The sequence below is a fragment of the Streptomyces echinatus genome (assembly GCF_014203595.1).
In the GTDB taxonomy this organism is placed as follows: Bacteria; Actinomycetota; Actinomycetes; order Streptomycetales; family Streptomycetaceae; genus Streptomyces; species Streptomyces echinatus.
Window position 1 is genome coordinate 571094 of record NZ_JACHJK010000003.1, and the last position, 25169, is coordinate 596262.

Consider the following 25169-nt stretch of genomic DNA (forward strand, 5'->3'; position numbering starts at 1 on the left):
GCGCGGGGGGACAGATCCCGTCCGCCCGCCGAGGAGCCGGTGGCACGGGGCTCAACCGCCGGCGAGGGCGACGAGCTTGATGAAGACCAGGTCGGGGTCCGTGGCCAGGTCCACGACTTCGTCGAGGTCCTCGACCTGACGTTCGCCGGCCAGTATGAAGAATCCGTTGGTCAGGAAGGCCTGTTCGGCGACCCGGGCCTGACGCTCCCAGTCGATGCGGCGCGGTTCGCGGAGCCGGTGGCCGTTCAGCTCCGTCTCGGCGTCGTCCGGGCGGACGAGGCCGTTGAACCGGGTGTCCGGGCGGGCGTTGTGCCGGGCGACCTCCTCCCGGACCCGGAGCCTGATCAGCTCCCGTACGGTCATCCGTTCCGGCAGACCGGACACCTCCCACTCCCTGAACGGCTTGCCCGCCACGGTCTCGTCCCGGAATGTCACGGTGGCCATCAGGCACCTCGCTCGATCTGCGTCAGGATGGATTCGTCGGTGATCTCGGTGTCGGCGGCGAGCAGGAACGCCTTGCTGAGGATCAGGGAGAGCCGTTCGTCCTCGAACGGCAGGAAGACCTTCCCGTTCGGCCTGCCGCGGGAGGGGACGATGCACAGGTAGGCGTCGTCCGGTTCCATCAGGATGTTGGCCGAGCCGAGATGGATCCTGTACGTGCGCAGGTCCCCGCGGACGATCAGGAAGCGGCCGTCGAGCGTGCACCGGTCGGCGATCCTCAGCCGCGGCAGGATCCGTGCGAGGGCCTCGCGGCGGACTTCGGCGCTTGCCGTCAGCTCACCGAAGGTGGCCGTCCGCCAGTACCCGGCGTAGCGGTCCTCACCCCGGTCGGTCCAGTCGGGGTCTGCGGCGATCGAGGTCACGCCGACGAACAGGTCGACGTCCCGCATCGCCTCGCTGAAGACCGGCGGGGGCACCTCCGCCAGGGGAACCTCCCGCCAGCGCCGGCCGTCCCGCCGCTCGAAGCGGACCTGGTCCGTCGCGGCGTGCTCGGGCGAGTAGCGGTCGTGGTCTTCCGCGGCGGGCTCGTGGTGGAAGAAGGCCCGCCATGCGCCGTCGCCGAACTCGGCCCGTGCCCGGCCGTCGTAGCCGCCGTCGTACGAGCCGAGGAAGTTGGCCTGCCAGCCGCGTTCCTTGAACAGTGCGTAGAGCTGCCGGTAGTGGACGATATGCGCGGCGAACCGGTTGGAGTAGACGCCCGTCTCCCGCTCCGCCGGGGTGAGCAGGTAGATCTCCCGGAAGGCCTGTTTGAACGGCTGCCGCAGTTTTGTGGTGAGGAGCCGCTCCCGCCAGGAACCGATCTCGTCGGCCGACGCCCGGATCGGATGCCACAGCCGGACGCGCTCGGGCCGGCCGTCCGGTGCGGCCGTCGGCACCACCGCCGCCCACCGGCCGTTCGCGTCCTGGAACTCCCAGATCAGGCCGCGGGCGAGGGTGCCGGTGACCGGATGGTCGCGGTAGTGACGGCACCACTCGTCGTACGGCCATTCGCGCCCGGCCGACATCAGCGCCTCCAGGCGCGCGCGTTCCGCCGACAGCGTCCCCCGCACCTCCTTGGCCAGGGCCTTCAACTCCCGCAGCTCGTCCGGGAAGCCGTCCTTCAGTGCGGCCGGTGCGGTGCGCGAGGTCGTCCCGTCGGGGCGTGTGAAGGTGAGCCGTACGGTCGCCGCCTCCTCGATCGCCACCCGTACCCGGTGTTCGCCCACCTGCCGCTCCAACGAGCCGTCCGGCGCCAGGCCGTGGTCCGGCACACTGCGCTCGATGAGCTGCTGGGCCGTGATCCCCTGCTTTTCGGCCGCCGTGGTCAGCGCGGTGTCGAGCTGCTTGCGCAGCGCCCGGTGCCTGATCCGGGAGCGCAACCGCCACAGGGCCTCCAGGGCGGACGGGTCGCCGGTCTCGGCGAGCGCGTTGACCGCCGCGCCCGCGAGTTTGGGATTCTCGGTCACTTCCCTGCCCGCACCGCCGGTGCGCAGGGTCAGCGTGCCCAGGTGCCGCACCGCGCCCGGGCCGTCGGTCAGTGCGGCCGCCCAGACGGCGCCGCGCGCCAGGTCGCCGTCGTTCTGGTGGACGAGGTAGTGGTAGTGGAAGTCGCCGTGGATCCAGTCGGTGTGCGCGCCGCTTCCCCTGCTGCACAGTGGATCGCCCTCGGCCAGTGCGCGCAGGACGTCGGCGACAAGGTCCCGTGCCGACGCCGCGTCCGCGAGTTCGAGGCAAGTCCGTCGCCACCGCTGCGTGGGACGCGGCCCCGCGAGGCCCGTCAAGTGGCGCACGAAACGGGCGAGTTCCGGCGTCGGTGCGGTCTTCGCGCGGTCCCTGAGCGGGGCTGCCCAGGGGGCGTGGGCGGGGATCAGGCCCTCGGGGATGTGTGCCTCGTCCGCGCTCGCGAGCAGCGTGCGGAGGCGGCGGGCGAGGGAAGCGCGCCGGTGCGCCTCGACGGTGAGGTCCATGAGGCGGGTGTGTGCGTGGCGCAGCCAGGGCAGGACCGCGCGGCAACCGTCGGGGTCCAGTCGGTCGGCGGCGTTCAGCACCATTTCCAGGGAGTCGGCGAACCGATGGCCCTTGTCGTGCTCGATGGCGCGGAGCAGCATCACCGCGACCTCGTCGGGTGTCCAGCCACGGACCCGTGAGAGGAGGGGCTCGAGTTCGTCGTCGTACTGGCGGAGGCCGGCGCCGTCGAAGCCGGCGGCCAGCACGAGGCACAGGGCCGCGGCTCGGCCCTCCTCGTCCGTGCAGGCCGTGAGCCGCTCGTCGATCTCGGCCCGGGCCGCCGCGTCCGTCGCCGTCGATCGCCGGTGCCCGTGCCCGTGCCCCAGGGTCCGCCGGAGCTCGGTCCCCTGACGCTCCAGGAGGTCGACGAGCCAGCGGGCGCGGTCGAACGCCTCGGACCTGACGTCGTCGAGCGAGTCCTGCCGGCGGGATTCGGTGATCAGGGCGTCGTACAGCATGGCGGGATGATGGCAGGGGGGACTGACAATGCCATCGGGTTCGGCCTCGTCGGCGGACCGCCGGGCGGTCACGGTGCCTGGACGGCGGTCCGGGCCCGCGGGGTTCGACCCCCGCGAGCGGGCCGCCAAGCTGAGGGTGAAGCGGGAAGACCTCCGCTGTGCGGTCCCCGTGACCGCGGAAATGGGTCGCGGCCCTGTGGACGAGTCGTTAACCTCCGCCTGGACGTGGCCAGTTGGGTGACCCGAAGGGAGCCGGGCATGGGTGGTGCACGCATGCGATCCGACCGTCTGGGCTTGCTGCTCGACCAGTTCGACTGTGCCAGGGAGCGCGCCCAGGTGCGGCTGGCGGGGCTCGGCGACGAGGAGTACCTGTGGGAGCCGGTACCCGGTTGCTGGTCGATCCGGCCCCGGGCCGAGGCGACGACGCCCCGGGCGTTCGGGCCGGGCGACTGGGTGCTCGACCAGGGCGCCCCGGAGATCCCGGCGAGCGAGTACGCGGAAGTCGCCCGTCAGGCGGCGGACGGCATGACGGTCGCGAAGATCGCCGACGACTGGGGCGTGAGCGTCGAGCGGGTCGAGCAGATCCTCGGTGACAGCAACCCGCCGGAGCCCGACGCGTCCCCGGTCACGACGATCGCGTGGCGGCTGGGACACCTGCACGTCGACTTCGCGGGCCGGTGGGAGTGGACCTTCGGTGAACGGCGGCAGGACCCTCGTCAGCTGGTCGACTTCACCCCGGACGCCGCCCTGGCGGCCGACCGGTTCTGGGCGCTGATCGACCGCTGGCGCGACAGCGTCGCCACCGTGACCGACGAGCAACTCGACACGGTCGGGTTCTCGCAGTATCCGTACGGCTCCGACCCGGACGATCCGTTCTTCGACGCGTTGTGGGGGACCAACCTCGAGTTCATCCACCACATGTCCGAGATCGCACTGCTCCGCGACCTCTGGCGGGCCCGCTTCTCCCCTCAGGGGCAGGGCCCGTTTGAAGGGTAGGGCCCGTTTCCCTGGGCACCGGCTCGTCGAGAACCTGGAGAAGACGTTCACCGCGGGCCGGGAGGCGTTCCACGCGGACACCCGCATCACCGGTGAGCGCCTGCACGCCGAGATCAAGGCCATCGCGGCCGGAACGCGCTGGGGCCTCGGTGCCACGTCGGCCGTCTGGCCGGAGTGGGACCGACCGCGGACGCCGCCTGTGCGCCCGCGGGTTCCTTCCTCTGCCCCTGCTACCACAAACCCCTTCGCCGCACGGTCGACGGAGGGTGGCAGGCCCACTGGATTCTGGAGATCCATCTGGTCGACGGGGACCGGGACTTCGGCGGCTCGTACACGGGCCTGCTGAACCTGGCGTGACACCGGCCGCCGCCCGGTCGGCGGTCAGGCCGTGTCGGAGACCTCCCCCGGCGCGTCGAGGCCCTCGCCCGGCCTTCCCGGGCCGTCGGCCTCCGGATGGGCCCGCGCGGTCCGGGCGCGCCCGGCGGGCGTCCCGGCGTCACCGCCCACGAGCAGGCGCCGTACGGCGCCGGACCCCCAGGGCGGGACGCGGGTGCGCAGATACCGGCGGACGCGGACGCGCGCGCGGGCCAGGCGCGGCAGGGACCGGGGGGCGGGCGGAGCGGGGCCGTCGGGGCCGTCCGTCACGGCTATCTCGACACCGCCGCTGTACAGCGCCGACAGGTTGTAGAGGAAGGCGCACAACGTCGCGAGGCCGGTGCCCAGCACGACTTCCAGAGCGACGACTCCGCCCGCGATCGACAGAACGGTGGTCAGGGCGGGCAGCGCCTCCGGGATCATGGCGTCGACCATGACCCAGACGACGCAGGCCGTGACGACGGCGATCAGGCCCAGTCCCGCCAGCAGCACGGAGCTCGTCACCATCACCGACCAGGGGTCGGCCTCCGCCAGCCGCAGCCGTATCGTCCGACGGCCGGCCGTGGCGGGCCCGGGGGACGGTGCCGGACGTCTCCTGGCGCCGGATATCAGGCCGGACCGGCGGGCGCCGACAGGTCCGAACGGGTGAACGGCGCTGGGGACGGGCCCGGGACGGAGAGGGCGCCCTGGCGCGGGCCCCGCGGGCCCCGCGGAGTCGTGCCGGCCGGGCGGCTCCGAGGGTATGTGGTCCCGCTCGGGGACCGTACCGGGTGCGGGCCGGGCCCTGGCTCCATCGGGGGGACGTACTCGCTGGTGTCCGGCGGGCCCTGGGTTCGGAGCCGTGCCGGAGCCGCCGTCCTGCTCCAGGACCGACCGTTCGCCGGGGGTGTCGCGGGGCCTGCGTTTGGCTCGGCTCATGCCTGTCTCCCTGACTGGCCCGGCAGCCGGCCATGCCCTCCACCAACGAACGGGCCTCCGTCGACCGCCAGGCGGCCTCTGGGGCCTGCTGGTCCGTGAAACCGACGGTATCGGCCCTTTTGTGAGCATGCATGGCGAAAGGTGTCCGGCCCCGGTCGTCGTGGCCGGGCCGCGCGGCTCGTGCGGTCCGGCCGGGAGGCCCGGGGGCCTGCTCGGTTCTCCGCCGCCGCCTCCATAGCATCATGGCGAGCAGGCACTGCCGTACCGAGGCACGCCTGTGCAAGGGAACGCGCCCCTCGGAGGCATCGGCACACGGACCCGCCACAACCCTCCCCCGACGACTCGCTGAGCGCGGCGGCGGAGGCGTTCGAGCGGCTGCGTCCACGGCTGTTCGGAATCGCGTACCGCGTCCTGGGCAGCGTGTCCGAGGCCGAGGACGTGGTGCAGGACGTGTGGGAGCGCTGGCAGGGCGCCGACCGCGGTGCGGTCAGGGATTCCGGCGCGTTCCTCGAGACGCTGGATCTCGGGGCCCGCGATGCTGCGTACGCCGTTCGACGGCTCGCCCTGGGCCGCCTCGGCGACGGCGGAGGCGACGTCGGCGGCGGCGATGGGGCGCAGCCGCGTGGACGGCATCCGCACCTGCCCGCCCTCGGTCGACATGTCCATCACGGGAGCGATGAACTCGAAGAACTGCGTCGCGCGCACGATGCTGTAGGGGACGCCACTGTCACGGACGGCTTCCTCCTGGGCGACCTTGGCCCGGTAGTAGCCGTAGCCGGGCACCTGATCGACGCCGGCGATGGAGAGCGTGACAGGGTGCCGTACGCCCGCCTCCTTCTCGGCCTCGGTCATGTGCCGCGCCGATCGGGTGAAGAAGTCCAGGGCCGGTTCGGCGTCGAAGGACGGGGAGTTCGACACGTCGACGACCACGTCCGCGCCCTTGAGGGCCTCTGCCAGGCCCTGCCCGGTGAGGGTGTCGACGCCCGTGGACGGGGATGCCGCCACGGCCTCGTGACCGCGGGCCCGCACCAGCGCGACCACCTGGGAGCCGATGAGCCCCGTGCCGCCGATGACCACGATCTTCATACTGTCTCCGTTGTGCTGATTCGCTTGGTGGCGGACACCGGCGGACGCCCCGCCGGACCCGGTGCGCAGAGCCGCACACCAGAGAGACAGGGCAGCGGCCGACTCTGTGACAGCCAGGGTGGAACCCGCCCCCAGTCGGGACAGCGGGCCGGCCCCGGTCCCCGCTGACCCGGAGTACGGGACGCCGCAAGACGACGGCGGCGGCATCCGCACGGGGCGGGGAGCTGCTCGTGGAGCTCAGTAGGCGTAACTGGTGTTGCCGCCGAGGGAGACGGCCGCGCTCTTGATGGCGGAGACTTCCTGGGCGATTCTCACGTCCCGGAAGCGGGACTCGGTGGTGCCGTTGCCGAGCTGGCCCTCACCGTTGTGACCCCAGGTCAGGACGTCACCGTCGGCCGACACGGCGACTCCGTGCCTGGCACCGGCGGCGAGGTCCAGTGCCCCCAGAAGACGTGGGATCTCCACGGGCGCCGTCCGGTTGACGCCGAGGACGGTGGCGCCGGAGGAATCGTCCTCTTCGAGGAGCTGGCCGTACTGGTTGTTGCCCCAGCCCCAGACGTGGCCGTCCTTGGTCTGGGCGTAGTTGTGGTACGCGCCGGCCTCGATGTCGGTGACCTCCCGGAGCCGGTCGACGTCCACGGGGCGCGTCGAGGACCTGATGCTGGAGTCGCCGAGCTGGCCGTAGAGGTTGTCGCCCCAGGACTTCACGGTGCCGTCGGCGGTGAGCGCGAGGGCGTGGTGGCAGCCCGCGTCGATCCTGACGATGTCCTTCAGGCCGACGACCTGCCGGGGCACGGAGCTGGTGGCACGGTCTCCGGTGCCCAACTGGCCCAGGTTCCCCCGGCCCCAGGCGTAGACCTCACCGTTCTCCAGCAGGGCGAGGCTGAAGTCGCAGCCCGCGGAGATCTGCCTGGCCCCGGGCATGCCCGCGACCCGGTCGGGCAGCGTGCGGCTGTCGCCGGTGCGGTTGTCACCGAGCTGGCCGTAGCGGTTGTCGCCCCAGGAATACACCCGGCCACCGGTGTCGAGGGCGAGGGCATGCCTGCCGCCGGCGGCGATGTCCTTGATGTTCGCCAGGCGTGGCACGGCGGCCGGCACGGTGTGGTTGCCGTGGTCGCCGGTACCCAGTTGGCCGGCGGAGTTGCGGCCCCACGCCGTGACGGTCCCGCCGGCGCGGGCGAGCGCGAAGGAGTCGGCCGAGGCGGTTCCGCCGGCCGAGATCTGCTCCACCCGGGCCCGCGGCAGACCGGTCACCGAGGTCGGGGAGAGGCTGTCGGTGAGAGTGCCGTTGCCGAGCTGGCCGGTGCGGCCGGATCCCCAGCTCATGACGGTGGGGGCGCCGTCCCGGACGACGGCGGCGGGGGGACCTGAACCCGGCGCGGCGGCGGGGGGACCGGAGGCGAGCGCGGCGGCGGCGCCGGCCAGCAGCGCCAGATGACGGAGCGCGCGCCGAGGTGATCGGGTCATGTCTGCCTTTCGTGACGAGCGGCGAAAGGACCGGCGCGCCGTCGGTCGCGCGTGTCCCGGGCAACCAGGAGCCGGCCTCCCGGGGGCGGGCCTGCGCATCCCGCACTACGGGCACGAAAGAACGTAACCACCGGGCGGCCGACGACACGTGTCCCTCGCCCGTTCGACCCAGTGCACAAAATCATTCCACCCGCTCGTGTGACATGTCGCGTCCAGAACGGCCGGCGGTGCGTCAGCTGAGCTCGTCCGTACGGGAGCGGACGGTTCGGCTCGACGCACTTCGGCATCGCCTTGCGGTCGGGCGGCCGCCGCCCGTCCGTTCGCGGCGCTCACCGTACGATGCCGCCATGACGATCTCCGAGCGGGACGAGCCGCTGATACGGGTCCTCCACGACGAGTCCCGCGCCGACCTGCACGCACCGGATCGTCCGCGCCCCATCCGCGTCTATCTGTGGGAGCCCCGCCACCCGTCGCCCGCGCCCGCTCCGCTCGTCGTCGTCTCGCACGGCACCGGCGGCTCGGGCAGTGCCATGGGCTGGCTGGTGCGTCCGCTGTGCGAGGCGGGCTTCCGGGTGGTGGCCCTGGACCATCACGGCAACAACTTCATCGACGGTTACGAGCCGGAAGGCTTCCTGCACGTCTGGGAGCGCCCCCGGGATGTGTCCTTCGTCCTCGACACGCTCGCCCGGGAACAGCCCCTCGGTCCGGTCGGCGCGGCGGGTTTCTCCCTCGGTGCCTACGCGTCGGTGGCGCTCGCCGGGGCGCGTCTGGACCCGCGCACCCTGATGGCCGTGCTGACCGGGGCGGTGCCCCTGCCGGAGATCCCCGAGTTCCCCGATGTCCTGGAGGCGCTGCGGAAGAAGCATCCGGACGACGACTCGTCACGGCGTGCTTTGGACCGCGCGGGAGCGGACCACTCGGACGCCCGCATACGCGCGGTCTTCCAAGTGGCGCCAGGTGTCGGCGCGTTGGTGACGCCGGAGAGTCTGGCAACCGTGCGGGTGCCGGTGGAGATCCGCTGGGGTGGTGCCGACACGATCGCTCCCTACGACCTCGACACCAGGCCCTACCTGGACCACATCCCCACGGCGCGTGGCCGCTCGGCCGGCCCCGACGTCCGCCACGACGACTTCTTCGCGGTGATCCCGGCCGATCCCGCCGTCCGCGTCCGGGTGGGCGAGGAGGCGGCCGCCTTCTTCCTCCAGCACCTGGGCTGACTCCGCCCGCACCCGGCTTCCTCCGTTCGCACGGACCACGACCACGCGCATCGAGCCGGGACGGGCTGAGCCCCGGCCATCGCACCTGGTCGGGCTTCGACCGGGCGCCCGACCACAACGCACGCTCCTTCACCGCCGACGGCTACCTCCGCACCGGCCACCTCGCGCGGCGCACGCCGGACGGCAACCCGGTGGTGACCGGCCACCTCGCGGAGGTCCCCTCGCGGGCCGATCCCGAAACTCCGTCCTGCCGGTGACCGGCACGGATCCGCACGCCGCCCCCGCCCACCTGCCTGTCCGCAACTCTTCCGGGACGGCCGGGGCCCGGCCCGATCTCCGCCGCCGCGCCCGTCACGGCTTCGGCACGGCGGGCGGCGCCCGCCGTACGAGGGCCCGTCAACCTCCTCATGCCGGGTACGCCGTCGAGGGAATCCTCCGGTGCCGCCCCGTGCCCGCCTCCGTCATGTGCCAGGCTGCCGCCGATGGCCCCGCTTCCACCCTCCGGGCCCGGTTCAGTGCAGGAGGCAACGCCCTTGACCGCCGCCGAAAACCCCCTCGACTGGGACACCTCCGCCGCGGCCGACGCCTACCGGGACCGCGACATGCGGCTGGCCGAACAGCTGATCTTCCCCGGTGTGCTGCGACGGCTGGCGGGCGGCGCGGGGCCCGGCCGGCTGGCCCTGGACATCGGGTGCGGCACCGGCGCGGTCGCGGCGCAGCTCGCGCACATCGGGGAGTGGATGGTCCAGGCCCTGGATCCGTCGGCCGACATGCTGGGCATCGCCCGCTCCGACCGGCCCCACCCGCGCATCTCCTACCGGCTGTTCGACGGGCGCGCCCTGGACTGGCTCGGTGACGACAGCGTCGACGCCGCCGTGTGCTGCCTGGTGTACTGCACCGACCCCGACGACGAACGGCTGGCCGGACTCACCGCCGAGATCCGCCGTGTGCTGCGTCCCGGCGCCCCGTACCTCCTGGCCGACCTCAATCCGGCGGCGACCGGCGTGGCCTTCTCCACCTTGCGCCACGGCGAGCCGGAGGCCGTCTACGGCGACGGAGACCCGGTGCCCACGCTGCTGCGCCTGCGTGACGGCACGATGATGACCAGCGCCACCTACTACCGCTCCCTCGACCGGTACCGGTCCCTGCTGACCGGAGCCGGTTTCCCCTCCCCCACCGTCGAGCTGCCCACGCTCCCGGCCGGCGGCACCGCCGCGGAGACCCCGGCGGAGACCCGGACGGCGCCGTACATGATCTTGACGACTCACGCCTGAGCGGGCCGCACGCCCCCGCCGCACCACGACGCGCCCCGCCCCCTGGCGAGCGTTCCGGAACGGCAGTTGGTGATCACTCCAATGGCGGATGCAGCGGACGGTGGCCAAGTGGTGAGGTGAGCAGGCAAGTTGATCATTCCGGCCCCCGGGCCACTCGACGGGAGAACCGCGACCATGAAGCGCCTCACGACCCTCCTCACCGCGACCCTGATCACCGCCGGTGCCGTCTTCGCCACATCGGCCGGCGCACAGGCGGCGGACTGCCGTTCGGGATACTTCTGCGTCTGGACGGACGTGAACTTCGACGGCCTGAAGATCGAGCACAGCGGCGACGACCACTGGTGGGAGGGCGACATGTTCAAGCACGACTCCTCGTGGGCGAACCACGGCCTCTCCGGCCCCGGGGTGAAGGATCACGTCAAGGTGTACGAGGGCCGCGAGCTGCTGGGCCGGGTCACCCTCTGTCTGGCCCCGGGCCAGGAGGTCGGCTACGACGGGGGCGCCAACGACCAAGGCGGTTCCCACACCTGGTCCACGGGCTGCTGACGCGTCGGCCGGCGCCGACGGCGGGTGTCAGGCCGACTCCCGCACGACCAGCTCCGGGTCGAACACGACCGATGTGGGCCGGGTCCGGGTGCCGTGGATGTGTTCGTCGAGGAGGCGGGCCATCTCGGCGGCCATGTCCTCCACCGGCTGGCGCACGGTGGTCAGGTGGGGCCGGCGGGCGACGGCGACGGTGGAGTCGTCGAAGCCGACGACCGCCACGTCCTGCGGTACGCGTCGGCCGTGGTCCCGCAGCACCTGGCAGGCACCGCGGGCCATGAGGTCGTTGGCCGCGAACACCCCGTCCACGTCGGGGTGTTCGGCGAGGAGGCCGGTCATGGCGGCGAGGCCGCTGTCCAGGGTGAAACCGCCCTCGGCGACCGGGACACAGGGAAGGCCTCGGCGCGCGAGGGTGTCACGGAAGCCGGCCAGCCGCTCCTGGCCGGCGGCGACCGCCAGCGGCCCGCAGATCGTGGCCGGTCTGCGGCAGCCGCGAGCGAGCAGGTGCTCGGCGGCGAGCCGGCCGCCGTCCCGGTGGGCCAGGTCGACGTAGCTGAGCGGGACGGCGCGGGCGGGCCGGGCGAAGAGGACCGCGGGCAGCCGGGCCTCGGCGAGGAGCGCCGGCAGCGGGTCGTCGGCGTGGCTGGAGACCACCAGCGCTCCGTCGGCCCGTCCCTGACGCAGGTAGGTCACCACTTCACGGCGGGAGGCGGCCGACTCGGCGAACATCAGCACGGGGTGGACGGAACGGGGGCGGAGGTAGCCGACGATCCCGGCGACGACCCGCCCGAAGAAGGGGTCGGCGAACACCCGGGCGGCGAAGGCGGCCTGTGCCTCGTCTGAGGCGTCCCCCGCGCCGGACACGACCAGTGCGACGGTCTCGGCCCGCCGGGTGACGAGGGAGCGGGCGGCGCGGTTGGGGGCGTAGCCGGTGCGTTCGATGGCCTGGCGGACCAGCTCCTGGATCGCCGGGTCCACATTGCGTACGCCGTTGACGACCCGGGAGACGGTGGCCCGGGAGACGCCGGCCTCCCGGGCGACGTCCTCCAGGGTCGGGGCCTGTCTGCTCATGCCCGGCACCCTAACGGCCGGGTGGTCCGCGCGGACAGAGCGCTCTCCGGGCGGGGCGTCTGCAGGCCTCCCCGTTCACCAGGACGTCGAGGATCAGGGGCAGTTCGCCCGCCGAGCGGCCGGCCGAGGTCGTCCTCGTCGGTCATCCCCACCCCCGCATGCGTCGACGGTCGTCAGTTGTAGACGCCGAACTCGTACAGCGAGTAGCCCCAGCCCGTGCCGCGGGCGGTGCCGTTGATCCGGACGTACCGGCCGGTCCCGGTGACGTCGTAGTCGTCGACGCCGCCGTTTCCGTCCGTCACGGTGCGCACGGTCTGCCAGGTCCGGCCGTCGTCGGAGGTCTGCACGGTGTACGCCTTGGCGTAGGACGCCTCCCACAGCAGCTGGACGTGGCGGAAGGTGGTGCGGGTGCCGAGGTCGACCTGGATCCACTGGGGGTCGCTCCAGTCACTGGCCCAGCGCGTGTTCCGGTTCCCGTCGACGGCGTTGGCGGCGGGGCACGGGCAGTCGCCGTAGCCCGGCTGGTAGGAGGAGGCGGTGGCGGGCTTGCCGAGAGCTATGTCGGTGCCGTTCACCACGGGCGGAACGACCCTGACGGAGCGGGTCTCCACGCCGACGTTTCCATGGCCGTCGGTCACCTTGACGTAGACCTTCCACACGCCCGGCCGGTCCGGTGCCGTGATCTTCAGCCGGCCGCCGCCGAGGTCGGTGAACGGCAGCGGGCCGAGGTTCTTGCTCTGGTCGATGTACATGCTGTTGTCGAGGACCTCGTGGGCGAGGGGGTCCCCGTCGGGGTCGGTGGCCCTGACCGCGAGGACCAGGTCCTGGCCCGCCTGGACGGTGCCCGGGTCGCCCTCGACGGTCAGGCCGGAGACGACGGGCGGTGTGTTGTCGTGCGAGGTGTCCCCGCCGTAGGCGCGCTTGACCGCGTAGTACGAGAGTCGTCTCTGGCCGGCGGGCAGCAGGTTGAACCAGATGCCGCCGAAGTCGTACTCGGTGCCGTAGTGGAACATCGTGGCGCCCAGCGCGACGCCCTTGTGGGCGGTGACGCAGCCCCAGGCGCGGGTGTAGCCGTCGGCCTTGGCCGCGTCGCTCGGCTCCAGTGGCACGCCGTTGGCGTCGTCGGGTACCTCCCACTCGCCCGCCGGCCCCGTCTCGGTGACGATGTACGGCTTGCTGTAACCACCCTGCTGCCAGGCGGACTTGATGTCGCAGACGGCGTTGTAGGAGTTGACGGCGTACAGGTCGAGGTCGGGGGCGTTCTTCTTGAAGTAGGGCCAGGCGCCGACCCAGGCGTCCGTGGAGGTGACCGGGTGGCCGGGGTCGACGGCGTGGACCCTCTTCGTGATGTCGTTGACGAGGGTGGTGTAGGCGTCGCGCTGGCGTTCCAGCTCGGTGCCGCCGTAGCAGTTCTGCAGTCCGAGGACCGACTCGTTGCCGACGTCCCACATCAGCACGCCGGGGTTGTCCTTGTAGGTCTGGACCCACCGGGGGAACTCGTCGAGCACCTGGTTCCTGTAGGCGGTGTCCGTCACGTAGTTGACGCAGCCGCCGCTGCCGGGACCGCCGCCGGGCTGGAGCCAGAATCCCGCGATGACCTTGATTCCGTGCGCGGCGGCGGAGTCGAACAGCGGTTTGCTGGTGGCGTCGGTGCCCCAGGTCCGGATGGTGTTGACGCCCATGGACTTCAGGTCGGGCAGGTACCTGTCGGCGTCGGCTGTGGACGGGCCCCAGGTCAGGCCCTTGATCTGGTACGGCTTTCCGTCCACGGTGAGCTGCCAGTCGCCCTGGGTGCCGGTGACCTTGACGACGCCGCCGGCCGCGTGGGCCCGGGCGGCCGGCAGGGCGGTGAGGGCGCCGAGGGTGAGGACGCCGGCGGCGAGGGGCGCGGAGAGGCGGCGCGCGCGGGTGCGGGGTGGTGGTGGGGTCATGGTGGTCCGGATCTCCGTGGGGAGTGGGGGTGTGGTGGGGGCCGTCAGGGCAGGCGGTAGTCGGAGTTCAGGGCGGCGCCCGCCTCGGGGTGGGTCTCGTCGTAGCCGCGGGCGTCGCACTGCAGTCCGCCGACGATGCAGTGGTCGACCAGGGCCTGGAGCGTGCGGTCGTCCCAGGCGTTGAAGAAGTCGTAGTGGAAGCTGTGACCGGTGCCGCTGGCCAGCCGTACCCGTGACAGGTCGCCGTTGACGGGGAACGCCATCTTGAACTCGATCATCGGCAGCGCGACGGGGTGGTCGGTGGGGCAGACGTTGTCGTTGGTGCCGGGTTTGACGACGGGGTAGGCCATGTGGCTCTTGTGGTCGGGGGTGTCCAGGTACTTGCCGTCCCAGCAACTGGGGGCCTGGAAGCGGATGTTGAGCTGGACGTCGGCGCGGTTCGGGCAGGTCGCCGGGAACTCGGTGTTGAAGTAGCTGTCACCGCACTCCCAGCCCTCGACGAAGCCGGGGTGGTGGCGGAACTCGTCGGCGCTCTGCATCGGGCTGCCGACGACGAACCGCAGGCCCTTGGGGAAGGGCCGGACGCCGGTGTAGTCGGTGACGCCGGTCTTGTAATAGATGACCTGCGGGCCGAGGGGCAGGATCGGCTTGTCCCCGTTGTACAGGGTGGGCATCCAGTAGCCGGACAGGTCTCCGGGGGCCTTGCAGGTGGTGGTGCCGGCACTCAGTGAGGCGGTCGTGCTCCCGGCGTAGGTGGTGGTGTTGCCCATGAACGTGTGGTCGTGGGACTTGCCGGGCTGCTGTGGATAGACGATCGGGTCGTCGGGCTTGGTGTGGCTGACCGCGCAGTTGGCCTGGAACTCGTGGAAGTAGCGGTGCGGCGGGTTCTGTGTGGACGGGGTGACGCCGGTGACGGGCGGGTTGGCGGGGATGTAGCCGTCGCCGTCGGGGTCCTCGGGTGAGGCGGCCGTCGACAGGGCCATGGTGTGGCCGGGGTGCGCGGCCGGCACCGTGGCGCCGGGCGTGGACGAGGCGGCGACCGAGGTGACACCGAACGAGGCGAGCACCAGGGCGGAGGTGATCAGCGCGCCTGAGAGGAACTTGGATCTCCGTGACATGGGGGCTCCTCGACGGGAGGGGAAGGAGAAGTCGTACGGAGTTGGGAGAGCGCTCTCCACCGCTGGAGTGTTGGGGCGGCGACGGGAGGGTGTCAAGGGAAACCGACAAACAATCAGGGGACGACCTTCGCTCACTTCTCGAAGGCGCGGCAGACGAAATGACGGCCAATCAGGCGTCGGGGCGCGGGAATTCGGTCGCAACTCTTGACGCGTCGTTCACGCCAATGAAGCATCCAACGTCAAGAGAGCGCTCCCTCACCCCACTTCGTTCATTTACTGAACAAGGAGAGCCGCGCATGCCCCCCGCCTCCCCCACCTCCCCAGAGTCCTCCTCTTCGCCGTCCGTCGGCCGCCGGACCGTTCTCGGTGCGGCGGCCGCCGCGGTGCCCGTGCTGGCCGGTGCGGCCGCGCCCGCCCGCGCGGCCGGGGCCGCGCGCAGGTCCCCCCGCGCCCTGCCCGGCGGCGGCGACCTCGGCCCGAACGTCCTCGTGTTCGACCCGTCCACGCCCGGTATCCAGGCCGCACTGGACCAGGTCTTCCATCAGCAGGAGTCGGCGCAGTTCGGCACCGGCCGCTACGCCCTGCTGTTCAAACCCGGCACCTACCACGGACTGAACGCCCAGATCGGCTTCTACACCTCTATCGCGGGCCTCGGGCTGTCCCCCGACGACACCACGATCAACGGGGACGTCACGGTCGACGCCGGCTGGTTCAACGGCAACGCCACCCAGAACTTCTGGCGTTCCGCGGAGAACCTCGCCCTCGTCCCGGTCAACGGAACCAACCGGTGGGCGGTGGCACAGGCGGCCCCGTTCCGCCGGATGCACGTGCGCGGCGGGCTCAACCTCGCGCCGTCCGGCTACGGTTGGGCCAGCGGCGGCTATCTCGCGGACTGCCGGATCGACGGCCAGGTCGGCCCCTACTCGCAGCAGCAGTGGTACACCCGGGACAGCTCCGTCGGCAGCTGGCTCAACGGCGTGTGGAACATGGTGTTCTCCGGCGTTCAGGGAGCCCCCGCGCAGAGCTTCCCCAACCCTCCCTACACCACCCTCGACACCACGCCCGTCTCCCGCGAGAAGCCGTTCCTGTACCTCAACGGCGGCGAGTTCCGTGTCTTCCTGCCGGAGAAGCGGACCAACGCCCGCGGGGTCACCTGGGGCGGCGGCACACCGCGGGGCACGTCCCTGCCACTGTCGCAGTTCTACGTCGCCAGGCCGGGCGTCAGCGCGGCCACCCTCAACCAGGCGCTGGCACAGGGACTTCACCTGCTACTGACGCCGGGCATCTACCACGTGGACCGGCCCATACAGGTCAACCGCGCCAACACCGTCGTACTGGGCCTCGGTTACGCGACCCTCGTGCCCGACAACGGCAGCACGGTACTGAAGGTCGCCGATGTCGACGGGGTACGGCTCGCCGGCTTCCTCGTCGACGCCGGCCCTGTCAACTCCGCGACGCTGCTGGAGATCGGTCCGGCGGGCGCGTCGGCGGACCACTCGGCCAACCCGACGACCGTGCAGGACGTCTTCGTCCGGATCGGCGGCGCGGGCGCCGGCAAGGCCACCACCAGCATGGTGATCAACAGCCGGCACACCATCGTCGACCACACCTGGATCTGGCGCGCCGACCACGGCACGGGCGTCGGCTGGGAGACCAACCGCGCCGACCACGGACTCGTGGTCAACGGCGACGACGTCCTGTGCACCGGCCTGTTCGTGGAGCACTTCAACAAGTACGACGTGCAGTGGAACGGCCAGCGGGGCCGCACGATCTTCTTCCAGAACGAGAAGGCGTACGACGCCCCGAACCAGGCCGCGATCCAGAACGGCTCGGTCAAGGGCTACGCCGCCTACAAGGTCGGGGACGACGTCACCGCCCACGAGGGGTGGGGGCTGGGCAGCTACTGCTACTACAACGTCGCCCCGTCCATCGTCCAGCACCACGGCTTCGCCGCGCCCAACCGGCCGGGTGTGAGGTTCCACGGCCTGCTGGTCGTCTCGCTCGGCGGCAACGGCCAGTACGAACACGTGATCAACGAGACGGGATCGCCGACCTCGGGGACGTCCACGACGCCCTCCACGGTACCGGCGTACCCCTGACAGGCGGTCGGGCTCGGCCCCGGGCAGCCGGGCCGAGCCCTTGCCCCCCGTCAGCGGCCCGGCGGCCCGGCGGTTCGGGGCACCCGGCACCGTGGCTACTCGGCGGAGGGGTGCCCGTCAATGTCCCGGAGCGACGACAGCATTGCGGAGGTCTCTGAGCGGTCGTCATCCTCGTGACCTGCGCCCATGCATCCGTGCCCGCCGCTTGCCCACCCGGGCTCGGGCGGCGCCGAGAGTCATCCGCGTCAGGACGGTGCTCAACTTGCCCAAGCGCCATGCCTTCCCGTACTGGACGGCCAGGAAGACGCGAGTCGCGAACGTGTCAGGGTCGTCGAGGCCCCGCGTCCGCTCGGCGGCGTCGGCGACCCGCTCCAACAGGGCGATCGCTTCCGCGCGGCGGCCCGTCCTCCCGTAGATCCCGGCCAGGGCGAAGCACACATCCATCGTGCCGGGGTGGTCAGGACCCACCGTCCGCCCGGCGACGGCGCCTTCCAGCAGGGCGGTCGCTTCCTCGGCGCGCCCTGTCCTCTCGTAGGCGAAGGCTTGGTCGGCGCGGGCCATCAGGGTTTCGGGATGGTCCGGGCCCAGGGTCCGCTCGTAGCCGGCCACGACGTGGTCCAGCAGCGCGGTCGCCTCATCGAGACGCCCTGTCTCCGCGCAGGCGATCCTTTTGGCACTGCCACGACGCCCGGCCACCGCACCGGCCCGAACCGGCCGCGCACGGCACGGCGTCGGCGTCGGCGTCGGCGTCGGCGTCGGCGTCGGCGTCGGCGTCGGCGTCCACGGGACGCGAGAGCCGGTCGGGCGACCGGGGAGGGAAAGTATGAATGTCGCGGTACCGTGGAAATATGAGCCGCCACCCGGACCGCGACCAGATCCGGATCGAGAGCGTCCTGTCCGCGCTGGGCAGCCCCGTACGACTCTCCGTCATCCGTGTGCTCGACGCGGGCGGGGAGCACAACTGCGGCAGCGTACTGGGAATCCTGGGGATCACCGCCAAGTCGACCATGACACATCACTGGCGCGTCCTGCGCGAGAGCGGCGTCATCTGGCAGCACCCGTCCGGCAGGGAGAACCTGCTCTCCCTGCGGCGCGACGACCTCGACGCGCGCTACCCGGGACTCCTGGACGCGATCCTGACGGGGGTCGTCGACGACGAAGCGCTGGAAAAGGGGTCGCCTTCCCCGTCCGCCGGCGTCCGGGCCCGCTCCGACAGCTGACCCGCGCGACGAGGAACGGCGGGGTTCGGACGAGAGGCACCGAGGAAAGTCTCGCCGTCACCCCGGAGTTCCGCACGCGCCTGCCCGCCGTCTCCGCGTCGGCACTCCTCCTTCCGCCTCCGGGACGGAACCGCGGCTCCGCGCCGCCGCCGCACTGCGCGACGAGCCGCTGACACTCCACGCGGTCGTTCCGTGCCCTGAGGGATCCGCGGCACGCCAGCCCATTTCCGCACAATCAGACGGCCACGCAAGCCGCCTCCGGCCGTCGAGGCGGCAAGCTCCTCGCGGAGCAGGCCGGTTGGCCGCCGATAGTTCCGCGCTATCCCCGAATGCCATCATCCGCTGACCCGTTGGCCTGCCCGAGACTCACTGGCAACCGATCGTTCAACCCCACAGGACGAGAAGGAGCCACCCCCATGGCGTCGTTCCGCAGCAACACCGGGTCGCGGTACTCCAGAAGACTTCCGGCCCTCGCGCTCGGTCTCGGTCTGGCCACCGCCGCACTGGGCACCGCGAGCCCCGCGACCGCCCAGAACCCCACCGCGGCCCCCACCCACACCAGCACCGCGGCCGCTTACACAGGCTCGTCCGAGAGCTCCGGCAACAAGGCGTTCTACGACGCCGTGCTGAAGTCGGTCGCCGAGCGGCAGGCCGCCCATCCCTCCCTGAAGGTGGTGACCGTCTACTACAACGCCTCCTCGGCCCCCAGCTTCCGCTCCCAGATATCGAGCTCGGCCTCGATATGGAACAGCTCCGTGTCGAACGTAAAGCTCCAGGCGACCTCGGGCACGGGTGACTTCGCCTACTACGAGGGCAACGACTCGCGCGGGTCCTACGCCTCCACCAACGGGCACGGCCGCGGCTACATCTTCCTGGACTACGCGCAGAACCAGCAGTACGACTCCGTCCGGGTCGCCGCCCACGAGACCGGACACGTGCTGGGCCTGCCCGACCACTACAGCGGACCGTGCAGCGAACTGATGTCCGGTGGCGGGCCCGGCACGTCCTGCACCAACCGGTACCCGAACGCCACCGAGCGCGCCCGGGTCAACCAGCTGTGGGTCAACGGCCTGGCCAAGGCGCTCGCGCAGGTGAGCAAGGCGGGCTGACGCCGGTGGGCACGACAGGCTGAGCTCCCCCACGGCCGGCCCGTCACCACGGTACGGACCGCGGCGCGCCGATCCGCGGTCCGTACCACCTCCGGGCAGGACGGCACGGCGCCGGAACCGGCCCGGGGTACCTCGGCGGCCCCGCCGCCGATAGGCTCGGCGTCGTGACGGGCACACGAGAGCAGACCCCGCCGGCGACGGACGCGGGGACCGCGGCCTGCGCGGCGGCGTTCCTGAAGGGCCAGGAGATCACGACAACGGGCTGCGGGCGCTGCGGTACGGAGATCTCCGGGGTGAACGGCCGCTACGCGTGCGGGAACTGCGGGTGGGTCAACCACTGGTCCGAGGGACACACGGAGCTGCCGGCCTACGATCCGGTCGGTGACTTCCCGATGGACGAGCCCCCGAGTACGTGACGTTCGGCGGGCGTTGTCAGGCCCGTCGGTTCACTCCGGATGCGCCACCGCGTCCTTCTGCAGCTGAACGGCCGCTATCAGGCTCAGCCGCGGCTCCGCCCGGCGCAGCGCCTTCAGTGCCGCGATCGAGGCGATGTCGCCGGTGAAGCCGACGGCGGACAGCTGGGACCGCACCCAGCTCGCCCGCACCTGGGTCTCGGTGGCGGCGGCCGTGGACTCGACAAGGGCGAGGGCACGTTCGAGGCCCGGGCGTTCCTCCGGCGTGGTGTCGGCCAGCGCCTGACGAAGAGCCGACGTGACCAGATCCGCATCCCGGATGAGCAGTACGGCGTCGTGCTTCCCGGCCAGTCCCGCGATTGCCTTCATGCGGATCACTATGGTCGTCATGATCCCTTGCGGCCAAGGAATTTGAGGAGTCTCAGAGACTCCGTGCCTGGCCAGGCCTTCGCCCGATACCCCTCAGTCCCCATGGGATTTCGGACAACTCCGTTCCGGTGCGCGCTTTCATGCCCGGTGTGGACCGAGCAGGCGGTCGAGAGCCCGCCGGGCACGGTCGACGGCGTCCGGGGCCGCGAAGAGCTGGATCTCCTGGTTCAGCGCCATGAACAGGCCGATCAGCTCGAACACCGTCTGCTCCGGGTCGCTGCCCGCCGGCAGGTCGCCCGCCGCCACGGCCGTACGCACCTCGGCGGCAAGGCGGCGCCGCCAGGCCCGGTACATCCGGGCCACGGATTCGCGGACGGGGCCGCCGCGGGCGTCGAACTCGACGGAAGCCGTGGTGAAGAAGCATCCGCCGGGGAAGACGTCGCGCGCGGTGTCCAGGTAGGCGATCCAGGCGTCGCAGACGGCCCGCAGGCGGGGCAGGCCCGGCTCCCTGTCCGCAGCGGGCTCCCACACCAGCCGGGAGAACGCCGCGGCGGCTCCGTCCAGCGTCGCCAGCTGGAGTGTCTCCTTGGTGCCGAAGTGCCCGAGGACCCCCGCCTTGCTCATCCCGAGGTCGGCGGCCAGGCGCCCGATGGTGAGCCCTTCGAGGCCGTCGCTCGACGCGAGGGCGATGCCGCGCTCGACGATGCGCTCCCGCGTTCTGCGGGCTTCGGCTGCGGAGTTACGAGGGCTCATGCCCTCATCGTAGCGAGTGGCCCACCATTTAGCTTCCGACCGATCGGTTGCTATATTCCGGGGCACCTGATGCCGAGCCGAGGAGAGCAGCTGTGCGTTCCGCCATGCCGGGAAGCCGTATCACCGCCCTGGGCCACCACCAGCCGACACGTGTCCTCACCAATGACGACCTGGCCACCATGGTCGACACCAGCGACGAGTGGATCCGGCGCCGGACCGGGATCGCCACCCGCCGCATCGCCGCCCCCGACGAGTCCGTCACCGACATGGCGGCGGCCGCCGCGGGCAAGGCGCTGGCCGCGTCGGGGCTGGAGCCCGCCGACATCGGACTGATCACCGTGGCGACCTGCACGGCCGTCGACCGCTGCCCCTCGATCGCCGCCCAAGTCGCCGAGCGCCTCGGCCTGCCCTCCCCCGTGGCCTTCGACCTCAACAACGGATGCGCCGGCTTCTGCACCGCGCTCGCCTGCGCGGACCACTCGATCCGGGCGGGTGCCGCCCGGCACGCCCTGGTCATCGGCGCCGAGAAGATGTCCGACGTCACCGACTGGACCGACCGCCGCAGCTGCGTCCTGCTCGGCGACGGAGCGGGCGCCGCCGTGCTCAGCGCCTCCGCCGACGCCGGGATCGGCCCGGTCTGCTGGGGCTCGGACCCCACCCGCGGCGATGCCGTCCGCCTCGTCGACGACTGGCACCCGCGGTTCGCCCAGGAGGGCCAGACGGTCTTCCGCTGGGCCACCGGCGAACTCCCCGCGATCGCCCGGGAAGCCTGCGCACGGGCCGGCCTGGAACCGGCCGAACTGGCCGGTGTGGTCACCCACCAGGCGAACCTGCGCATCATCGACGCCGTCGTACGGCAACTCGGTCTCGCCGAGAGCGCGGTGATCGCCCACGACGTCGTCGAGTCGGGCAACACGTCCGCCGCGTCCGTACCGCTCGCCCTGTCCAAGCTCACCGAACGCGGTGAACTCCGCACCGGCGCCCCGGTCCTGCTCCTCGCCTTCGGCGGCGGACTGTCCTGGGCCGGCCAGGTCATCACCTGCCCCTGACGCGGTACCGGCGGGTCAGGGGTACGGCCGCCCCGGCCCCCGCGCGGCGACGGGGTCCAGGGGCGGCGCCTCGTCACCGCAGCGTCTTCGCCCCGCTCGGAGGACGGGCCGCACGGTGGTTCAGCGAGCGGTTCAGCAGGACCCGGGCCCGTTCGAACGCCCGGGAGCGCATGCGCCTCCAGTCCGCGAGTTCGACGCGGTGCATGCGGCGCACGGAAGCCAGCTCGACCCCGCGGTAGGTGGCTTCGGGTTCGAGGTTGCCGACGATCGTCGAGACACGGAACCAGGCCCGCTGATCGCCGTAGAGGGTGCGCTGGGCGGCGGCGAGGCAGCCGTCCGTGTGCGCGCGTACCCGGTACCCGGTGGGCAGCGAGACCGACAGCTCGGCGGGGCCGGCGCCGAAGAGCGCCTCGCCGACCCGGCGCTGCTCGGCCTCGCCGCGCTGTCGCCCGCCGGGGCGCGGCGGTGTCAGTCCCTGGCGTTCGAGGCACCGGTCGGTGAGGTAGAGCTGCGCGGCCTTGATGGTGTCGTCCGCGGACAGCTCGATCCGGCCGGTCCGGTCGGTTCGGCCGGCACACCCGGACACCCAGCCCAGCAGACAGAGTGCGACGAGCACCGCGGGTACCGGCCGCAGCGGACGGGCAGGACGGGACGGCATCGGGGCGTCACCCACGTCCGTCGCCCGTCCCGGTGGCCCGGGCCGCGCCGAGGTCCGCCGCCCGGGCTGACCGGTGCTGGGTACTGGTGCATCGCATGGCGGGAGTCCCTGGGTGGTCGGTCGGGCCGAGGCAAGATCAACGTCCCACAGCCACGCTCCACCCCGGGCACCGCACCACCCGAAACGGTGATAAGTCGTACCGAAGGACCGCGAGCCGGCGGTCCGGCGGTCCGGCGGTCCGGCGGTCCGGCGGTCCGGCGGTCCGGCGGTCCGGGGCCGGGTACATGGAGGCTGCCCCGGCCCGCGTGGTGCGGTCCCACCTCGTGCACGGTGAGGGTGGACAGGTGTCCGGTGACGGGGAACGGGGGCTGTTCGGTGGCGTAGGAGTAGGTGCCGACGGTGTGGTCGCGATGGTGCCGCCGTCCTGGTTCGTCAGGCGACGGACCCGGCCGCCCTCGCCGAGTTCGCTCTCGGGCCGCCGGACGACGCACACTGACGGCCCCGGTTGAGCCCGTTTGGCGGGGCGCCGCCCGAGGTCGTCCGGCGGGGCACCCGTCCCAGTCCGTCCGATGGGGCACCCGCCCGGGCGGACGCCGTCCAGGATCTCGCCGCGCGGGCATACCGGATCCTCCGGTCGGCCCGTCACATCGGCGTGACTGCGAGGCATGAAAGTGATGCCTCCTTCCGGCGGTCGCCTCGTGACCGCGCGCCTCGGCCAGCGGGTCGGTGTAGGTGCCGTCCTCGGACCACGTGGCGGTACTCGGCGACGCCGTTCGGCTGATCGGCCGCGGTCCGTGCGGCAAGGCCGCCGTCCGCGACGGAGCCCGGACCTTACGGTGGCGGCGTGTCGTATCTGGACCCGGAGTTCGAATCCCCCGAGCGGCGTTCCGCCCGGCGCGGCCCGCTGCTCATGGCACTCGCCGCGCTGGTGCCCGGCGCGCTGCTCGGCTGGATGGTGTACGAAGCGGTGGGCGGAGGTGGTTCGGGCGGCTCGCCACGCGCGAGCGTCCCCGCCTCGGCGGTGTCGCGGACGTCCGCAGCGGCCTCCTGGCCGGCGCGGTCCGCGTCGGCGCCGCCCTTCGCCTCGCCCGGCGACGACGCCAAGGCGGCCGCGACGGCGGGGTCCGGCCCGCTCGCGGGGAAGGTGATCGTCATCGACCCCGGACACAACCCGGGCAACTTCCAGCACCCGACCGAGATCAATCGTCAGGTGGACATCGGAACGAACTGGAAGGAGTGCGACACCACAGGGACGTCCACGAAAGCCGGTTACACCGAGGCCGACTTCACCCTCGACGTGGCGCACCGGCTGGGCACCCTGCTGGAGCAGCAAGGTGCCACGGTGAAACTGACCCGCGACGGGGACGCACCCCCTTGGGGGCCGTGCGTGACCGAGCGGGCGCAGATCGGCAACGAGGCACACGCCGATGCCGCCATCTCCATCCACGCCGACGACTCGGCCGAGGGCGACCGCGGCTTCCACGTGATCCTCCCGGGAACGGTGCACGCCGGAGCCGCCGACACCCGCCCGATCGTCGGCCCGTCCCACGACCTCGGCGCCCGCGTCGCCGACTTCTTCCTGCGCGAGACCCGCCAGCCCGCGTCCAACTACGTCGGCGAGGGCACCGGGCTCGTGACGCGCACGGATCTCGGCGGCCTCAACTTGTCCACGGTCCCGAAGGTGTTCATCGAGTGCGGCAACATGCGTGACAGCAAGGACTCGGCGCTGCTGACCTACGGCGCCTGGCGGCAGAAGGCGGCGCAGGGGCTCTTCGAGGGCATCGCGGACTTCCTGAACCGATAGCCACCCGCGCGAGGGCTGTCAGGGAGGTGCGCAGGTTGATCTCATTGGCCAAGTCCGCCTCCTTCCACGTGCCGGCATGCCGCACCGGTGTGGGGGTCGCGGCCTGGGCGCGCCTTCCGCTCGATGCCCGGAGCTACTACTCCATCGCGTGACCGTAATGCGCGGCCAGTGCCGTCAAGTTCGGTTCGCCAAATTCTGCGCGCAGGGTGTTGAATGCTTCGGCTTTCTCATCACCAAATCGCCGGACGAACTGGGCGTAGGCGGGCGCGGACAAGAATTTTGGCGGTGTGGTCTTGCTGTGGAATTTATCGGCATACATGACCAGCCTCTCCTCCGCGGTCTCGGCAAGATAATCGCACGGGGGCAGCGGAAGGCCTTGCGAGATGATGTCATGCTTCGTGAGACCTACGCCGGTATGGCAGGAGCAGAAGCGGCAGAGATGTTCGGGGTATTTCTCATTGCTGAGGATCTCATGACCGAGGATGCCGTGACGGATGTAGTTTCCGTGGTCGATGCGTCCGTCAACGTCGTAGAGGGAGTAGACCCCGATGTCATGAAGGAGGCAGCCCGCTCTCACCTGCGCTGGATCTACCTGCAAAGACGAACGAGCGATGAGCTGCTCGGCGATGGTCCAGACGATCTCACAATGGGTGAAGACGAGATCGAGCGCCTCTTGCGTCGGCGCGTACTTCTCATGCAGGGCGCGGATTTCTTCAACACTGGGAAGGGACACGCCCGGAGCGTAGCAAGGGCT

General features: G+C 71.7%; 23 protein-coding genes and 2 pseudogenes. 12 read left to right on the forward strand and 13 right to left on the reverse strand.

Annotated elements, in window-relative coordinates:
• Positions 1-51: 51 nt before the first annotated feature.
• A complete protein-coding gene (locus FHS34_RS11255) occupies positions 52-444 on the reverse strand; it encodes a hypothetical protein (RefSeq protein WP_184963781.1) in 393 nt (130 codons plus the stop codon).
• Positions 444-2945, reverse strand: coding sequence for a DUF4132 domain-containing protein (locus FHS34_RS11260; RefSeq protein WP_184963783.1), 2502 nt, complete (start codon positions 2943-2945; stop codon positions 444-446). Before FHS34_RS11260 ends, FHS34_RS11255 begins: the two co-directional genes overlap by 1 nt.
• Positions 2946-3218: 273 nt before the next feature.
• Here FHS34_RS11260 and FHS34_RS11265 point away from each other — a divergent pair, with 273 nt between their 5' ends.
• Together FHS34_RS11265 and FHS34_RS11270 are read left to right on the forward strand one after the other, a co-directional pair.
• Positions 3219-3941 (forward strand): DinB family protein, encoded by a 723-nt coding sequence (locus FHS34_RS11265; protein WP_372478550.1) that lies wholly within the window; start codon positions 3219-3221, stop codon positions 3939-3941.
• A gap of 174 nt (positions 3942-4115) precedes the next feature.
• The gene (locus FHS34_RS11270) at positions 4116-4298 is read left to right on the forward strand and encodes a hypothetical protein (RefSeq protein WP_184963787.1); all 183 of its coding nucleotides are present in this window, start codon (positions 4116-4118) and stop codon (positions 4296-4298) included.
• Between the two features lie 24 nt (positions 4299-4322).
• Here the strand turns inward: FHS34_RS11270 and FHS34_RS11275 are convergent, their stop codons facing one another.
• The gene (locus FHS34_RS11275) at positions 4323-4823 is read right to left on the reverse strand and encodes a DUF3566 domain-containing protein (protein ID WP_225817342.1); all 501 of its coding nucleotides are present in this window, start codon (positions 4821-4823) and stop codon (positions 4323-4325) included.
• A 756-nt stretch (positions 4824-5579) separates the two neighbouring features.
• Between FHS34_RS11275 and FHS34_RS11280 the strand changes: the two are divergent.
• Positions 5580-5744, forward strand: a pseudogene (locus FHS34_RS11280) (sigma factor); the annotation flags it as partial.
• A 108-nt stretch (positions 5745-5852) separates the two neighbouring features.
• Here the strand turns inward: FHS34_RS11280 and FHS34_RS11285 are convergent.
• Together FHS34_RS11285 and FHS34_RS11290 are read right to left on the reverse strand one after the other, a co-directional pair.
• Positions 5853-6527, reverse strand: a pseudogene (locus FHS34_RS11285) (SDR family oxidoreductase); the annotation flags it as partial.
• A 30-nt stretch (positions 6528-6557) separates the two neighbouring features.
• A complete protein-coding gene (locus tag FHS34_RS11290) occupies positions 6558-7787 on the reverse strand; it encodes an RCC1-like domain-containing protein (RefSeq protein WP_184963791.1) in 1230 nt (409 codons plus the stop codon).
• 347 nt (positions 7788-8134) lie between these two features.
• Between FHS34_RS11290 and FHS34_RS11295 the strand changes: the two genes are divergently transcribed.
• The 3 genes from FHS34_RS11295 (at position 8135) to FHS34_RS11305 (ending at position 10824) form a co-directional block, all read left to right on the forward strand.
• Positions 8135-9004, forward strand: a complete 870-nt coding sequence (locus tag FHS34_RS11295; protein WP_184963793.1) for an alpha/beta hydrolase family protein — start codon at positions 8135-8137, stop codon at positions 9002-9004.
• 533 nt (positions 9005-9537) lie between these two features.
• Positions 9538-10278 (forward strand): class I SAM-dependent methyltransferase, encoded by a 741-nt coding sequence (locus tag FHS34_RS11300; protein WP_184963795.1) that lies wholly within the window; start codon positions 9538-9540, stop codon positions 10276-10278.
• A 174-nt stretch (positions 10279-10452) separates the two neighbouring features.
• Positions 10453-10824, forward strand: coding sequence for a peptidase inhibitor family I36 protein (locus FHS34_RS11305; protein ID WP_184963797.1), 372 nt, complete (start codon positions 10453-10455; stop codon positions 10822-10824).
• Between the two features lie 27 nt (positions 10825-10851).
• On the opposite strand, the gene FHS34_RS11310 is transcribed toward FHS34_RS11305, so the two are convergent.
• The 3 genes from FHS34_RS11310 to FHS34_RS11320 form a co-directional block, all read right to left on the reverse strand.
• The gene (locus FHS34_RS11310; protein ID WP_184963799.1) at positions 10852-11892 is read right to left on the reverse strand and encodes a LacI family DNA-binding transcriptional regulator; all 1041 of its coding nucleotides are present in this window, start codon (positions 11890-11892) and stop codon (positions 10852-10854) included.
• Positions 11893-12065: 173 nt separating this feature from the next.
• Positions 12066-13823: a discoidin domain-containing protein gene (locus tag FHS34_RS11315; protein ID WP_184963800.1), complete on the reverse strand. Its 1758-nt coding sequence runs from the start codon at positions 13821-13823 to the stop codon at positions 12066-12068.
• A 44-nt stretch (positions 13824-13867) separates the two neighbouring features.
• Positions 13868-14941 carry a DUF1996 domain-containing protein gene (locus FHS34_RS11320; protein ID WP_184963802.1) on the reverse strand — a complete coding sequence of 358 codons (1074 nt, stop codon included), beginning with the start codon at positions 14939-14941 and terminating at the stop codon, positions 13868-13870.
• Between the two features lie 296 nt (positions 14942-15237).
• On the opposite strand from FHS34_RS11320, the gene FHS34_RS11325 reads away from it, so the two are divergent.
• Entirely contained in the window at positions 15238-17040 is a 1803-nt protein-coding gene (locus FHS34_RS11325) for a pectate lyase-like domain-containing protein (RefSeq protein WP_184963804.1), read from the forward strand.
• A gap of 165 nt (positions 17041-17205) precedes the next feature.
• Here the strand turns inward: FHS34_RS11325 and FHS34_RS11330 are convergent, their stop codons facing one another.
• The gene (locus FHS34_RS11330; RefSeq protein ID WP_225817343.1) at positions 17206-17736 is read right to left on the reverse strand and encodes a tetratricopeptide repeat protein; all 531 of its coding nucleotides are present in this window, start codon (positions 17734-17736) and stop codon (positions 17206-17208) included.
• 152 nt (positions 17737-17888) lie between these two features.
• On the opposite strand from FHS34_RS11330, the gene FHS34_RS11335 reads away from it, so the two are divergent.
• From FHS34_RS11335 to FHS34_RS11345, 3 genes are all read left to right on the forward strand, one after another.
• Positions 17889-18260 (forward strand): ArsR/SmtB family transcription factor, encoded by a 372-nt coding sequence (locus FHS34_RS11335; protein ID WP_184963809.1) that lies wholly within the window; start codon positions 17889-17891, stop codon positions 18258-18260.
• Positions 18261-18676: 416 nt separating this feature from the next.
• Positions 18677-19369, forward strand: coding sequence for a snapalysin (gene snpA / locus FHS34_RS11340; RefSeq protein WP_184963811.1), 693 nt, complete (start codon positions 18677-18679; stop codon positions 19367-19369).
• A 164-nt stretch (positions 19370-19533) separates the two neighbouring features.
• Positions 19534-19785, forward strand: a complete 252-nt coding sequence (locus FHS34_RS11345) for a hypothetical protein (protein ID WP_372478551.1) — start codon at positions 19534-19536, stop codon at positions 19783-19785.
• A gap of 30 nt (positions 19786-19815) precedes the next feature.
• Here FHS34_RS11345 and FHS34_RS11350 read toward each other — a convergent pair whose 3' ends face one another.
• A complete protein-coding gene (locus tag FHS34_RS11350) occupies positions 19816-20172 on the reverse strand; it encodes a hypothetical protein (RefSeq protein ID WP_225817344.1) in 357 nt (118 codons plus the stop codon).
• A gap of 117 nt (positions 20173-20289) precedes the next feature.
• Positions 20290-20904 carry a TetR/AcrR family transcriptional regulator gene (locus FHS34_RS11355; RefSeq protein WP_184963813.1) on the reverse strand — a complete coding sequence of 205 codons (615 nt, stop codon included), beginning with the start codon at positions 20902-20904 and terminating at the stop codon, positions 20290-20292.
• Positions 20905-21008: 104 nt separating this feature from the next.
• On the opposite strand from FHS34_RS11355, the gene FHS34_RS11360 reads away from it, so the two are divergent.
• Complete coding sequence (locus tag FHS34_RS11360) at positions 21009-21953, forward strand: beta-ketoacyl-ACP synthase III (protein ID WP_184964296.1); 945 nt, start codon at positions 21009-21011, stop codon at positions 21951-21953.
• Between the two features lie 73 nt (positions 21954-22026).
• Here FHS34_RS11360 and FHS34_RS11365 read toward each other — a convergent pair whose 3' ends face one another.
• Positions 22027-22611, reverse strand: coding sequence for a hypothetical protein (locus FHS34_RS11365; RefSeq protein ID WP_184963815.1), 585 nt, complete (start codon positions 22609-22611; stop codon positions 22027-22029).
• A gap of 844 nt (positions 22612-23455) precedes the next feature.
• Here FHS34_RS11365 and FHS34_RS11370 point away from each other — a divergent pair.
• Positions 23456-24415 carry an N-acetylmuramoyl-L-alanine amidase gene (locus FHS34_RS11370; protein WP_184963817.1) on the forward strand — a complete coding sequence of 320 codons (960 nt, stop codon included), beginning with the start codon at positions 23456-23458 and terminating at the stop codon, positions 24413-24415.
• 136 nt (positions 24416-24551) lie between these two features.
• Here the strand turns inward: FHS34_RS11370 and FHS34_RS11375 are convergent, their stop codons facing one another.
• Positions 24552-25148, reverse strand: a complete 597-nt coding sequence (locus FHS34_RS11375) for an HD domain-containing protein (protein WP_184963819.1) — start codon at positions 25146-25148, stop codon at positions 24552-24554.
• Positions 25149-25169 lie beyond the last annotated feature (21 nt).

What these genes read in the sequence shown, in the direction of transcription:
- FHS34_RS11255 (WP_184963781.1), bottom strand. Translation starts at nt 444, where the DNA reads ATGGCCACCGTGACATTCCGGGACGAGACCGTGGCGGGCAAGCCGTTC.
- FHS34_RS11260 (WP_184963783.1), bottom strand. Translation starts at nt 2,945, where the DNA reads ATGCTGTACGACGCCCTGATCACCGAATCCCGCCGGCAGGACTCGCTC.
- FHS34_RS11265 (WP_372478550.1), top strand. Translation starts at nt 3,219, where the DNA reads ATGCGATCCGACCGTCTGGGCTTGCTGCTCGACCAGTTCGACTGTGCC.
- FHS34_RS11275 (WP_225817342.1), bottom strand. Translation starts at nt 4,823, where the DNA reads ATGGTGACGAGCTCCGTGCTGCTGGCGGGACTGGGCCTGATCGCCGTC.
- FHS34_RS11290 (WP_184963791.1), bottom strand. Translation starts at nt 7,787, where the DNA reads ATGACCCGATCACCTCGGCGCGCGCTCCGTCATCTGGCGCTGCTGGCC.
- FHS34_RS11295 (WP_184963793.1), top strand. Translation starts at nt 8,135, where the DNA reads ATGACGATCTCCGAGCGGGACGAGCCGCTGATACGGGTCCTCCACGAC.
- FHS34_RS11305 (WP_184963797.1), top strand. Translation starts at nt 10,453, where the DNA reads ATGAAGCGCCTCACGACCCTCCTCACCGCGACCCTGATCACCGCCGGT.
- FHS34_RS11310 (WP_184963799.1), bottom strand. Translation starts at nt 11,892, where the DNA reads ATGAGCAGACAGGCCCCGACCCTGGAGGACGTCGCCCGGGAGGCCGGC.
- FHS34_RS11315 (WP_184963800.1), bottom strand. Translation starts at nt 13,823, where the DNA reads ATGACCCCACCACCACCCCGCACCCGCGCGCGCCGCCTCTCCGCGCCC.
- FHS34_RS11320 (WP_184963802.1), bottom strand. Translation starts at nt 14,941, where the DNA reads ATGTCACGGAGATCCAAGTTCCTCTCAGGCGCGCTGATCACCTCCGCC.
- FHS34_RS11325 (WP_184963804.1), top strand. Translation starts at nt 15,238, where the DNA reads ATGCCCCCCGCCTCCCCCACCTCCCCAGAGTCCTCCTCTTCGCCGTCC.
- FHS34_RS11335 (WP_184963809.1), top strand. Translation starts at nt 17,889, where the DNA reads ATGAGCCGCCACCCGGACCGCGACCAGATCCGGATCGAGAGCGTCCTG.
- snpA (WP_184963811.1), top strand. Translation starts at nt 18,677, where the DNA reads ATGGCGTCGTTCCGCAGCAACACCGGGTCGCGGTACTCCAGAAGACTT.
- FHS34_RS11350 (WP_225817344.1), bottom strand. Translation starts at nt 20,172, where the DNA reads ATGACGACCATAGTGATCCGCATGAAGGCAATCGCGGGACTGGCCGGG.
- FHS34_RS11355 (WP_184963813.1), bottom strand. Translation starts at nt 20,904, where the DNA reads ATGAGCCCTCGTAACTCCGCAGCCGAAGCCCGCAGAACGCGGGAGCGC.
- FHS34_RS11360 (WP_184964296.1), top strand. Translation starts at nt 21,009, where the DNA reads ATGCCGGGAAGCCGTATCACCGCCCTGGGCCACCACCAGCCGACACGT.
- FHS34_RS11365 (WP_184963815.1), bottom strand. Translation starts at nt 22,611, where the DNA reads ATGCCGTCCCGTCCTGCCCGTCCGCTGCGGCCGGTACCCGCGGTGCTC.